The 12,328-nt window shown below is 33.9% G+C and carries 11 protein-coding genes; 5 read left to right on the plus strand and 6 right to left on the minus strand.

What is annotated here, in order from left to right; all coding sequences use genetic code 11:
- Window positions 1-94 precede the first annotated feature (94 nt).
- A complete protein-coding gene (locus ABV008_RS13540; protein WP_352420366.1) occupies window positions 95-1,156 on the plus strand; it encodes a LysM peptidoglycan-binding domain-containing protein in 1,062 nt (353 codons plus the stop codon).
- Between the two features lie 75 nt (window positions 1,157-1,231).
- Here ABV008_RS13540 and ABV008_RS13545 read toward each other — a convergent pair whose 3' ends face one another.
- On the minus strand, window positions 1,232-1,534 hold the full coding sequence (locus ABV008_RS13545) for a hypothetical protein (RefSeq protein ID WP_352420367.1): 303 nt from the start codon (window positions 1,532-1,534) through the stop codon (window positions 1,232-1,234).
- A gap of 74 nt (window positions 1,535-1,608) precedes the next feature.
- Window positions 1,609-2,754, minus strand: a complete 1,146-nt coding sequence (locus ABV008_RS13550; RefSeq protein ID WP_352420368.1) for a glycosyltransferase family 4 protein — start codon at window positions 2,752-2,754, stop codon at window positions 1,609-1,611.
- Between the two features lie 362 nt (window positions 2,755-3,116).
- Here ABV008_RS13550 and ABV008_RS13555 point away from each other — a divergent pair, with 362 nt between their 5' ends.
- The 4 genes from ABV008_RS13555 (at window position 3,117) to ABV008_RS13570 (ending at window position 7,816) form a co-directional block, all read left to right on the plus strand.
- The gene (locus tag ABV008_RS13555) at window positions 3,117-3,752 is read left to right on the plus strand and encodes a glycerol-3-phosphate acyltransferase (protein ID WP_352420369.1); all 636 of its coding nucleotides are present in this window, start codon (window positions 3,117-3,119) and stop codon (window positions 3,750-3,752) included.
- 120 nt (window positions 3,753-3,872) lie between these two features.
- Window positions 3,873-5,429: an ABC-F family ATP-binding cassette domain-containing protein gene (locus ABV008_RS13560; protein WP_352420370.1), complete on the plus strand. Its 1,557-nt coding sequence runs from the start codon at window positions 3,873-3,875 to the stop codon at window positions 5,427-5,429.
- A gap of 281 nt (window positions 5,430-5,710) precedes the next feature.
- A complete protein-coding gene (locus ABV008_RS13565; protein WP_352420371.1) occupies window positions 5,711-5,926 on the plus strand; it encodes a heavy-metal-associated domain-containing protein in 216 nt (71 codons plus the stop codon).
- Between the two features lie 36 nt (window positions 5,927-5,962).
- Window positions 5,963-7,816: a heavy metal translocating P-type ATPase gene (locus tag ABV008_RS13570; protein WP_352420372.1), complete on the plus strand. Its 1,854-nt coding sequence runs from the start codon at window positions 5,963-5,965 to the stop codon at window positions 7,814-7,816.
- 24 nt (window positions 7,817-7,840) lie between these two features.
- Here ABV008_RS13570 and ABV008_RS13575 read toward each other — a convergent pair whose 3' ends face one another.
- The 4 genes from ABV008_RS13575 to ABV008_RS13590 are packed head-to-tail and all read right to left on the minus strand — an operon-like array spanning window position 7,841 to window position 12,206.
- Window positions 7,841-10,165 carry a xanthine dehydrogenase family protein molybdopterin-binding subunit gene (locus tag ABV008_RS13575; RefSeq protein WP_352420373.1) on the minus strand — a complete coding sequence of 775 codons (2,325 nt, stop codon included), beginning with the start codon at window positions 10,163-10,165 and terminating at the stop codon, window positions 7,841-7,843.
- Window positions 10,165-10,614, minus strand: a complete 450-nt coding sequence (locus ABV008_RS13580; protein ID WP_352420374.1) for a (2Fe-2S)-binding protein — start codon at window positions 10,612-10,614, stop codon at window positions 10,165-10,167. The genes ABV008_RS13575 and ABV008_RS13580 overlap by 1 nt, the downstream gene beginning before the upstream one ends.
- Entirely contained in the window at window positions 10,611-11,405 is a 795-nt protein-coding gene (locus ABV008_RS13585) for an FAD binding domain-containing protein (RefSeq protein WP_352420375.1), read from the minus strand. Before ABV008_RS13585 ends, ABV008_RS13580 begins: the two co-directional genes overlap by 4 nt.
- Window positions 11,406-11,447: 42 nt before the next feature.
- A complete protein-coding gene (locus ABV008_RS13590; protein ID WP_352420376.1) occupies window positions 11,448-12,206 on the minus strand; it encodes a GntR family transcriptional regulator in 759 nt (252 codons plus the stop codon).
- Window positions 12,207-12,328 lie beyond the last annotated feature (122 nt).

Consider the following 12,328-nt stretch of genomic DNA (forward strand, 5'->3'; position numbering starts at 1 on the left):
TGCTATGAGGGCTTTTTTGATTATTTCTCTTATGCACACTTGTTCCTTATTATGAATAGTATATATTACAAATCATTGTGAGGTGATATGAAACATGCGTGAAAGAAGATGCCCCCCTTTTGCTGAAGCTTACACAGTAAAGCAGGGAGATACTGTTAGTAAAATAGCAGCTGAATATAATACTACTGTTGCGGTTATTCGATTCTTAAACCCTACTATTAATATTAATCGTATCCAGGTTGGCCAAGTAATTTGTGTTCCCAGAAGAGTTGTGACTCCTCCTTGTCCAAATGGTACTATCTACACTATCAAGGCCGGAGACACATTCTACAAGATAGCTGATGAATTTGATATAACTGTAAGAGAATTGCAGCTAGCAAATCCGTTAGTTAATCCATTTAACTTAGTGGTAGGCCAAAAAATTTGTATACCTAAACCACCAGCTCCACCACCTGAACCACCTGCTATACCTCCTTGTGTTGATGGCACTTATTATGTTATAAGGTCTGGAGACACATTCTTTAGTATAGCAAACCGATTTAACACAACAGTGAGAGAGTTAGAAGAGGCAAATCCTGGAGTTGATCCTAATAGCCTTGTTGTTGGAAGAATAATCTGTATCCCAAGAAAAGTAGTTCCACCTGGAACTCCACCTTGCCCTGGCGGTGCTTATTATACTATAGAAGCAGGAGATACATTCTTTAGTATAGCAAATCGATTTGGTGTAACAGTTAGGGATCTAGAGCTTGCAAATCCTGGCGTTGATCCTACTAAACTAAGAATAGGTCAAGTAATTTGTATCCCAAGGAGGCCTAGATGTCCAGGAGGTAGAATACATGTAGTAGGAACAGGAGACACACTTTTTAGATTGGCACAAAGGTACGACGTTTCGTTCAGAAGTATAGTAGATGCTAATCCAGGAATTGACGTAGAAAATCTTCAAATAGGTCAGGAAATATGTATTCCGCCTTATGAGCCTGCTGAACTATGCCCAACTGGTAGAACCTACGTTATTATGCGAGGAGAGACATTAACAAGCATTGCAGAAAAATTTACTGTATCAGCAACTGACATATTAAAGTATAATCCAACTATGGCTCCAAGCGAATTCGTAGCCGGTAGACGCATCTGTTTACCACCTGAAACCCAGGTATAAAAATAGACCCTTTGCTTTACTCAGGGTGACATCTAGATGTCCCCTGAGCTGTAGCGAAGGATCTGAAAACTAAATTTAATCTAATATATTATCTCTGAAAAATACGATTAGTCCATAGTTAGCTAGTATCTCCATATATTGATTATATGGCGAACCTTCTAAGCCTCTTAATATAGCGTTATCCTTATATAATCTTTCGTTTTCTTTTATCTCATCTTCAAAAAAATTAATTGCCTCTTCTTTTGTATTGCAACCCTTAAGAGCATCCACATATCTGTCATATTCCTCTGAAAGCTTCTTGATAAACTGTTGGTCTAGTTCTGGATATCTGCTAACATACTTTTTCAATACTTCTTCTTTGCTTTTAAGTTTAATCATATCTACACTCCCCTTAATTTGATTATACATAAAAGGCAATTGAAAGTTTGTCAAAATCTGTCTTAAGTGTATGCCTATCTAACATGCCGTAAGTATAGTCTCTCAATATCTGAGGCAAATACATTAAGAGAAAATCTTTCAACAGAATTTTTAGCTTTTATTCTAAGTTCTTGCGCATCATCATTTTGGTTTAATAAAGACTTAATACTTTTCTTGAATTCATCTTTATTTCTATACATATACCCATTAAAACCATTAACTATCAATCCTTCTACAGCTTCATCATATCTACAGACTACAGGAAGACCGCTTGCCAAGGCTTCAATATAGGTAAGGCCTTGAGTTTCACTAGTAGATGCTGTCACAAAGATATTAGCTAATGAATAATATAAAGGCACCTCATCAGGCGACACCATTCCCGTAAAGATAATATTCTTTTCAAGACTTAGTTCTCCAACTAATTTCTTTAAATTGTCCATGTAGGGTCCTCCCCCTACTATTAACATCTTGATATTTAATTCTTTGTACAGCTCATTTACATTTATAATTATTTCGTCAATATTCTTTTCTTTTCCTATTCTACCGAGAAATATAAGAATTTTGTCATCTTCTTTAATTCCTATTTTTTCTTTTAGTTCATTCACTTTTTTTATATGCTGTTGTCCTATTGCAAATCTCGATAAGTCAATGCCTGTTGGTATTATACTAATCGGTTTGTCCACTCCATATGCTATTAATGATCCTCTTGCTTTTTGGGTAGGTGTTATGATTTCATCAACTGAACCTATTAGCTTTTTTATTAAATTCATAGCTCTTCTTCTAGACATAAGTTTTCCTTTAAAGATATAACATAAATAGTCCTCATACATAGTGTGATATGTGTGAACATGAGGAATTCTAAGCCTCTTTCTTATGTATTTGGCGTGAATCAAGGTGCAAAATTCTGTATGGGAATGTACAATATCAGGAGACCACTCAATGATTTCATTTATAAACCTATTTTTATATGAAAGTGTGCCTCTTGCCCCTGGATATATCCTAGCATTAAATGATCTTAAATAATAAACATCTCCTTCTTTATACGAATAGCCTGTATTTGAAAGTGTAAGTATCCTTACTTCATGTCCTCTTTTGGTTAATTCTTTATATAAATTTGTCACTGAAATAACTACTCCATTAATGGATGGGCTAAATGTATCAGTTGTTAACAATACTTTCATATTCTCACTCCTATTTTTACTATAATATTCAAATGATTATAAAAATAAGTACTAGTTTATGTAATGACTAACAGTTCTTTGTTCATGTATATTCTACCATTTTTTTAAAATTAATGTTAAATTATTTTTAGATATGTCCTGAACTCTTATTTTTAGTCTCATTTTCTTTATCTATTACTTCAATCAATTTATTGATAACTAATAATTATTGAAATATCATTATATATAACTTTACTTTTGAGTATTGTGCCTAAAAAGTAATTATATAAATTTATGATAAAACATAGGTTATAATATAAAGATATTTTAATCAAGTAATTTCTGATATAATTGATTATATAAATTTTTAGGGAGATTGAATTATGGAAAACTATGTTATTGTAACAATGCTTGGTTACTTGTTTGGTTGCTTTCAAGCGTCATACATTTTAGGAAAATTATTTAAGAAAGTTGATATACGTACTTTAGGAAATGGAAATGCAGGTGCATCCAATACAGTAGTAGCATCAGGGTGGAAATATGGAGTTGCAGTAGGATTATTAGATATAGGTAAAGCAGTTTTATCTATTGTAATCGTAAGGATTTTGCTAAAAACTATCCTTCCACAAGAACATACACCTTTTTACCTTTACTTAAATGGACTCTCTGTAATATTAGGCCATAATTATCCCTTTTATATGGGTTTTAAAGGTGGAAAAGGAACGGCTTCACTAATAGGTATGTTATCTGCAGTTGACTACCGTATTGCCATCCTTGGAATAGTGTCTATTGTAGCCATAACAATTGCTACTGATTATATCGCTTTAGGTACTATTGGCCTAGTTTTATTATTTGTGCTCTCTACCTTCTATCTTGGATATAGCAAAGGTTGCATAATTATAGCAATTATTTTGGCTGCTTTGAGTATTTATAATCATAGGACTAATATTGTAAATATTATTAAGAAGAAAGAAACTGGGTTGAGAAGTACTATGAAGAAAAAGCAAACAGCAAATTAAGAAAATAGAAATATAATAATGACCTCTTATTGATGGTCATTTTTATTGAAAATTTTGCTTTTAAATAAGAAAAACCTAATATATAATTATCCTTGTATTTTAAATTGAAAGGGGTCTGTAATGAGTATTTTAACAGTAAATAACCTAAGTCACGGCTATGGAAACCGTGCTATTTTCAATAATGTTTCTTTTAGGTTGTTAAAGGGCGAACATATTGGACTTATTGGGGCTAATGGCGAAGGAAAGTCCACATTTATGAACATAATAACAGGTAAGCTTGAACCTGATGAAGGAAAAATTGAGTGGTCAAAACGTGTTAGGGTAGGTTACCTAGATCAGCATACAGCTCTTTCTAAAGGAATGACTATTAGAGAAGTATTGAAAAGTGCTTTTAAATACCTTTTTGATATGGAAAATGAAATGAATCAAATCTGTGAAAAAATGTCTGATGTCTTACCAGAAGAGCTTGAGGTATTACTTGAAGATCTGGGTACCATACAAGATTTATTGACTAACAACGACTTCTATATAATAGATGCTAAGGTTGAGGAAATTGCAAGAGGATTAGGTCTTATTGATATAGGTTTAGATAAAGATGTTAATGATTTAAGTGGTGGACAAAGAACAAAGGTGCTTCTAGCTAAGCTATTATTAGAGAAGCCAGATATTCTTTTACTAGATGAGCCTACTAACTATCTTGATGAACAGCATATAGAGTGGTTAAAGCGCTACTTGCAGGAGTATGAAAATGCTTTTATCCTTATATCACATGATATTCCTTTTCTAAATAGTGTTGTTAACCTAATATACCATATGGAAAATCAAGAATTAAACCGCTATGTAGGTATATATGACGACTTTATTCAGGTTTATGAAGCTAAAAAACAGCAGCTTGAAGCCGCCTATAGAAAACAACAGCAAGAAATTGAAGAGCTTAAAGATTTTGTGTCTAGAAACAAGGCAAGAGTAGCTACAAGAAACATGGCAATGTCTAGACAGAAAAAACTTGATAAAATGGATGTAATTGAGCTTGCTAGAGAAAAACCTAAGCCAGAATTCAATTTTAAAGATGCTAGGGCGTCAGGAAAACTAATCTTTGAAACAAAGGATTTGGTAATTGGTTATGATGAGCCTCTTTCAAAGCCCTTAAATCTTAAAATGGAAAGAGGCCAAAGAATAGCTCTAGTAGGTGCAAATGGTTTAGGTAAAACCACATTGTTAAAGAGTATACTAGGAGAAATCAAATCAGTCTCTGGCTCTGTAGAGCTTGGAGATTATCTTCACATAGGATACTTTGAGCAGGAAATTAAAAAGTCCAACACAAATACTTGTATTGATGAAATATGGCAAGACTTCCCTTCTTTCACTCAATTTGAGATTCGTGCTGCTCTTGCTAAATGTGGTTTGACTACACAACATATTGAAAGCAGGATTAATGTACTAAGTGGTGGTGAGCAAGCTAAAGTTAGACTATGTAAGCTAATAAATAGGGAAACTAATGTACTCATACTAGACGAGCCTACTAACCATCTTGATGTAGACGCAAAGGAAGAATTGAAGAGAGCTCTCAAGACATATAAAGGTTCTATTCTTTTAATCTGCCACGAACCCGAATTTTACAAAGATATTACTACAGATATATGGAACTGTGAATCCTGGACAACTAAAATATTTTAATTTTAATTTCCCACTGTATTAGGGAGACCATTGAAAAAGCAAGTTTTTTTGTCTTTCTGAGGCAAAGCCGAAGAATCTCTTGTTTTTAATGCTTTTAGAGATCTTTCACTAGAACTTAGGATGACAAAAACAGATTTTTTAGTGACTCTATATTTAGTGGGATTTTTTATTTTTTGAATTTCGTTAAAATATTTTCTAAATTTGATTGTAATCAATTTCAAAAATGGAAGACTAATCTATAATGGAGTTACCAACAAAAAAAATATAAGGAGGAGTTATTAATGAAAAAAGTCACTTTACAACTAGAAGAATTGACTTGTCCTAGCTGCGTAAAAAAAATTGAAAATGCTTTAACTACTCAGTTTGGAGTTGAAGAGGTTAAAATATTATTTAATTCAAGTAAGGTTAAAGTAAACTATGATGAAAATGAAATAAATGCAGACACAATTGAAAAAGTTGTATCAAATTTAGGCTTTGATGTATTAAGCAAGAAATAGTGGGAGCTGTGATAGCTCCTATTGGAGGTTAAGGTTATGATGAAAAAAAGAGGCCAAATAGTTTTAATATCAGGAGCTCTAATAATAATATCCTTTGTCTTAAGGTATTTTGGGTTTAATACAGTTGTATACAATAGCTTTATGATAGCTGCATCAATAGTATCTGGATATCCTATAGCTAAAAATGCAATCGGTGCATTAAGATACAAAACCTTAGGCATTGAAGCTCTAGTAACAGTAGCAGTAGTTGGAGCCATTTTTATAGGTGAATATTGGGAGGCTGCAGCAGTTACCTTCTTATTTATCTTTGGTGCTTATCTGGAAGCTAGAACCTTAGAAAAAACACGTTCATCCTTAAAGGCTTTACTTGAACTGTCACCAAATACTGCGTCAGTTATTAGAGATGGACATGAGGTTAAAGTATCACCTGAAGATGTTGAAGAAGGCGAAACAGTATTAGTTCGTCCTGGAGAAAAGGTCCCAGTTGATGGCATAGTATTAAAGGGAAAAGCTTCTGTAAATCAAGCTGCTATTACAGGCGAATCTGTTCCTGTAGACAAAAAACAAGGTGATAATGTATTTAGTGGCACTGTTATAGAAACAGGATATCTTGAGCTAGAAGCAGAAAGAGTAGGAGACGATACAACCTTTGCTCGTATATTGGAAATGGTTGAGGAAGCACAGGAATCAAAGGCTCCAACTCAAAAATTCATAGAGCGTTTTTCAAAATATTATACACCAGGAATCATGGTATTATCTGTAATAGTTTATCTAATTACTAGAGATCTGGAACTTACTCTTACTCTATTAGTTATTTCTTGTCCTGGTGCCATGGTAATATCAGCTCCTGTATCTATTGTTGCTGGCATAGGAAATGGTGCTAAAAAAGGAATATTGATTAAGGGAGGAGAGTATCTAGAAAAGGCAGGGAAAGTTGATATAGTAGCTTTTGATAAAACTGGTACCCTTACAATTGGAAAGCCTACAGTAACTGGTATTCATGCATATAGTATGACTGATGATGAGCTAATTCATTTAGCATCAAGGGTGGAGATAACATCTGAACACCATTTAGCAAAAGCAATAATAGGAGAGGCAAAGTCCAGATTATCTACAAAAATAGAACCTGCCACAGATTTTGAGGTATACCCAGGCGGTGGAGTGAAGGCCTTAGTTGATGGAGAAAAAATCTATATCGGTACTCGTAAACTAATGAATGATAATAACATTGATATACCAGTTGAAGTAGAGGAACATTTGCTGAATGAAGAAAATAACGGACAAACTGCAGTAATAGTGGCAAATAGCTCCAGTGTTTTAGGTATTATCTCTATTGCGGATAAGATTAGAGACGATGCTCATGATATAGCACAAGATTTGAAAAAGGCTGGAGTTAAGAAGGTAGTTATGCTAACTGGAGATAATAGAAGAATAGCTAATGCAGTGTCTCAAAGCTTAGGTATTGATGAATATTATGCTGAACTATTACCTGAAGATAAGGTTAATAAATTAAAAGAATTAATGAAAAACAACACTGTTGCCATGGTTGGAGACGGCATCAATGATGCACCAGCATTAGCATTAGCTGATTTAGGAGTAGCCATGGGTGGCTCTGGAACAGATGTGGCTATGGAAACGGCAGATATTGTATTGATGTCAGATAGCTTAAATAGGCTTTCATATGCTTTTGGACTTAGCCGTGCTACTATGAGGAATATGAAACAAAATATATATTTTGCAGTGGCTGTAGTGTTTGCTTTATTAATAGGAGTGTTAACAAGAAATGTGTTCATGGCAATTGGAATGCTTGTCCATGAAATAAGTGTACTATTAGTTATAATTAATGCAGTTAGATTAACTGGATATAAGGGTGTTCATAAAAGCTCATAGTAAAGGCTAGAAGCACAAGCGCTTCTAGCCTTTGTTTTTGCTCATTAAGAGCATCTTCACCTTCTCAGGTGTTATAGGTAAATCTCTAATTCTAACTCCTACTGCGTTGAAAACTGCGTCTGCAATTGCAGGACAAGGTGTATTAGTTACTACCTCTCCAATTGATTTTGCTCCAAATGGTCCAGTTGGTTCATAGCTTTCTGCAAAGTCTACAATTATATTGTTGATATCAACCCTTGAAGGAATCTTATATTCCATTAAATTGTTTGTTATTAATCTACCTCTACTATCTTCTCTTACCTCTTCAAACAAAGCCATTCCAATACCTTGCACTACTCCTCCCTCTGCTTGTATCCTTGCAAGATTTGGATTTATAACTGTTCCAATATCTGCTACTGTTGCATAGTTTATTAGGTCTATCTTTCCGGTTTCAGTATCTACTTCTACCTCAGCAAAGCCTGCTATAAAAGGTGGAGCTAAATCACTTGTTCCGAAAGACGCTGTTGAAGTTATTTGATTAGTAGGATTTTTGTAAATTAGCCTATTGCTCAAATCTGCTAAAGTAACTTTTTTATCCCCATCTTTTTCTCTTATTTCTTTACCATCAAATATTACATCCTCTATATCTAAGTTTAAATATTTGGCTCCTTCTTCTTCAATTGATGCTTTCATTTTTATAGCAGCTTTTTTTACAGCATTTCCTGAAAAATAAGTAGTACCTGATGCATATGCTCCAACATCAAATGGAGTCAAATCAGTATCAGAAGAGTAAACGCTAATAATGTCATTTTCAACGCCAAGAGCTTCTGCTGCTATCTGTCTCAAAATAGTATCGCTTCCTGTGCCTATATCTGTAGCACCTAAAAGTAGTGTAAAGTAGCCGTTATCTTCCAGCTTAATAGTTGCAGTAGCAGTATCTATGCCAGGTATTCCTGAGCCTTGCATAGCAATAGCCATACCTACTCCACGAACTTTATTTGAAGATACTTGTTGTCTTGGATATTTGCTATTCCATTCTATTAGTTCTTTTCCTCTTTTAACACAGTATTCTAGCTCACAGCTGTTCATTATTATTGGGTCTTCTCCTGCTCCAACAGTGGTCATATTAAATATTTGAGAAGTTTCCCCTTTTTTAAGCATATTCTTATTTCTTAATTCAGTAGGATCCATATTGAGCTTATAAGCTAGTTCATTTACAGCAGATTCCAAAGCAAAAATACCTTGAGTTACACCATAGCCTCTTAAGGCTCCTCCTGGTGTACGATTAGTATATACTGCCTTGCCTGAAAATCTTGCGGCCTCTGCTTTGTTATATAATGGCAGTGATTTATAGCCTACTGCACCAAGTACTGTGTAAGCATGCTCACCATATGCTCCTGTATCAGAAAGAGCCTTCATATCTATTGCCCTAATCATTCCACTTTTGTCTGCACCTATGGTTACATCAATTTTCATGGCTTGTCGTGTTGTAGTTGATTCAAAGGTTTCTTTTCTAGTGTAAATAATTTTTGAAGGTTTTCCTGTTTTCAATGTAACTGCAGCAGTATAAAATTCTACCTGAGCAGTCTGTTTGCCTCCAAAGCCTCCACCTATACGTGGCTTAATTATCCTAACCTTACTTATAGGTAAACCTAGTGCTCTTGCTACCATTCTTCTTACATGGAATGGTATCTGTGTTGAAGAAACAATAACTAGTTTCCCATACTGATCTATATATGAGTAGGCTCTATAAGTTTCCATCATAGCATGAGCTTGAGCCTGAGGACAATATGTTTCCTTAACTACTACCTCACATTTTTTAAGTACCTCTTCTACATTACCCATACCAAAATTATATACTGCGGCAATATTTCTCTCGGGATCAAAGCCGATATCCATATTTGAATGGCATCTATCTCTAAAATGAATTTTAGAAGGATGAGCTTCAGCCTGTTCTATATCTAATACTGAATCAAATACTTCATACTCAACCTTTATTAGTTTCATTGCTTTTAATGCAACATCTTCACTTATTGCTGCTATTATGGCAACTTCATCTCCAATATATCTTACATATTCATCTAATATATATTTGTCATAGGTAGATGGTTCAGGATAAGATTGACCTGCCCTTGTAAACAATATTTTAGGCAAATCCTCATGTGTCAATATACATTCTACTCCGGGAATTTTCTCTGCCTTATCTTTATTTATGCTTTTAATTCTTGCAAAGGCATAGGGGCTTCTTAGTACTTTTATAATTAATGCTTCTTTAGGTGCTAAGTCGTCTGTATATGCAGGCTTTCCTGTTACAAGCTGTGCACCATCTACTTTTGGAATAGACTTGCCTATAGAATGACTAAACTTCATTATTTCACCCCCATGTATTTCTTTATTGCCCTTAGCTGACCTACATAGCCAGTACATCTGCAAAGATTACCTGATAAGTAATGCTTTATTGAATCTTCAGTAGGATTTTTTAACTGAGTCTTCATTGCAATGACTGTTAATATGAGTCCAGGACTACAATATCCACATTGATCTACACCTTCAGCTATAAGAAATCCACCTACTTCTTTTGCTTGTTCTTGTACTCCTTCAATTGTGAGAATATTTTTGCCTTCAGCTTTCGCAGCTAAAAAAGAACAGGATAATGTTGGTGCTCCATCTACTAGTACTGTACATACTCCACAGGCACCTGTATCACAGCCTCTTTTAACACTTAAATATCCATTTTTTCTTAATACATCTAACAAATATTCATGAGGTTCTATGTCAAAAGTTTTATTTGCTCCGTTAACGTTAACTTTTATTATCATTTTGACACCTCCATGATTGCCCGTTTTACAAGAACCTTACATAATTCTTTTCTGTATTCTGCAGAGCCTCTTGTATTACTTCCAAATGTTAATTCTTGTGCTGCAATTTCTCCAGCTCTATATGCACTTTCCTCATTTATTTCATTAGAATTTATATATTTCATCGCTTCATATGCTAAGGTAGCAGTTCTAGGTCTTGCTCCTACGGCTATTCTAATTTTATTATCCTTTTTTGACACTGCTGCATTAAGTATGGCATAATCCACTTGAGAGTTTCTCATTGATTGAAAAACAGCTTTATCTATATTTTTGCTAAGAACTATCTTTTCAAGAATGTCCTTTCTTCTATCTTCTTCCTTAAGATACTCTTCTAAGGATATCTCGCCACCATTATAAAGAACTAGTTCTGCATCAAGAGCTAAAAAAGCTGTAACTGGATCAGAAAACCCATACTTTGAAAAAACTGTAGCTCCGATGGTAATGATATTTCTTAACTGAACTCCTATAATATGTTTCACAGAGTCAGATATCATAGTGCCAAAATGGCTTGCTAATAGATTATTAGTTTCTAGTTCTCTAAAAGTAGTCATTGCACCTATTTCTATAGTGTCATCAGTTTCATTTATATAATTAAGGCCAGCATCACATAAATCAATAGCCAGCCCAATCCTTCTATTTCCTAATCTAATATAACAGCCTCCGCCTATTATGGTGGCGTTTTTCTTAAGTTTAAAGCTTTCGTATGCTTCTTCTATGCTTTTGGGTTTAATATATTCTCCAAAAGTTATCAAACACACCACTCTCCCATCTATTTATCAAAATCTATACTTTTACTATTTAATATAAGGCATAGTCCTACATGCAGTAAATCTAATAAGCTTATCTACATAATATTCAGTATTGTACATTACAGGATAGCCTTCAATTGAATATTTAGTTACATCAACTCGTAAAATAGGAGAATTTTCTTCAAGATTCAAAACACTAGCAATCTCCTTAGTAACTAAACAAGGTATTATTTCCATAAAGTCATGACTAAATTGACAGTTGCAACTATCTTCAACAAAGTCAAACATGGATTTTCCTAAGTCTTCCTCATTTATGTTGTTATTAGGTAAATATTTTTTTGGTACTCTGTTTATACAGTATGCTGCTGGGTCACCACTAGCTAAAAATCTCTTCTTTACTGTTAGAATCTTATCCTCTGGTTCTATATTCAGCTTTTTAGAATATTCATTGCTGCAGTTTTCCCATGAATATGAAATAATATCTACTGCAGATTTGTATCCACTCTCTTCAATGAATCTTCCAAGCTCTCCTGCGTAATCTATTCCCTCTGATAGTTTTCTTGCAAAGGTAGTGATTATCGTGCTGCTTCCCTGACTTCTAGTGATAAGCCCCTCGCTTTCTAACACTGTCAAGGCTTCTCTTATAGTTAGTCTACTTATTCCCATTTCACTAGCAAGCTGAGCTTCAGATGGCAGCTTTGTAATTTCGTAATTTTTGTTAGTCAAAATATAATTTCTTAAATACTCTATGGCTTGTTGAACAGCCGTTTGCTTCTGAACCTTTGGAATATTAATTTTGCTCATTTTATACACCTCATATTATAAATTGCTAAATTATTAATCAAATATTTTTATAAAATTATCAGTACTTTCTTTTGTATCATTTATATAATATCAAACAAATTTTATTAATTATATCTAAACTT

The organism is Proteiniborus sp. (assembly GCF_040308045.1).
Lineage (GTDB): Bacteria > Bacillota > Clostridia > Tissierellales > Proteiniboraceae > Proteiniborus.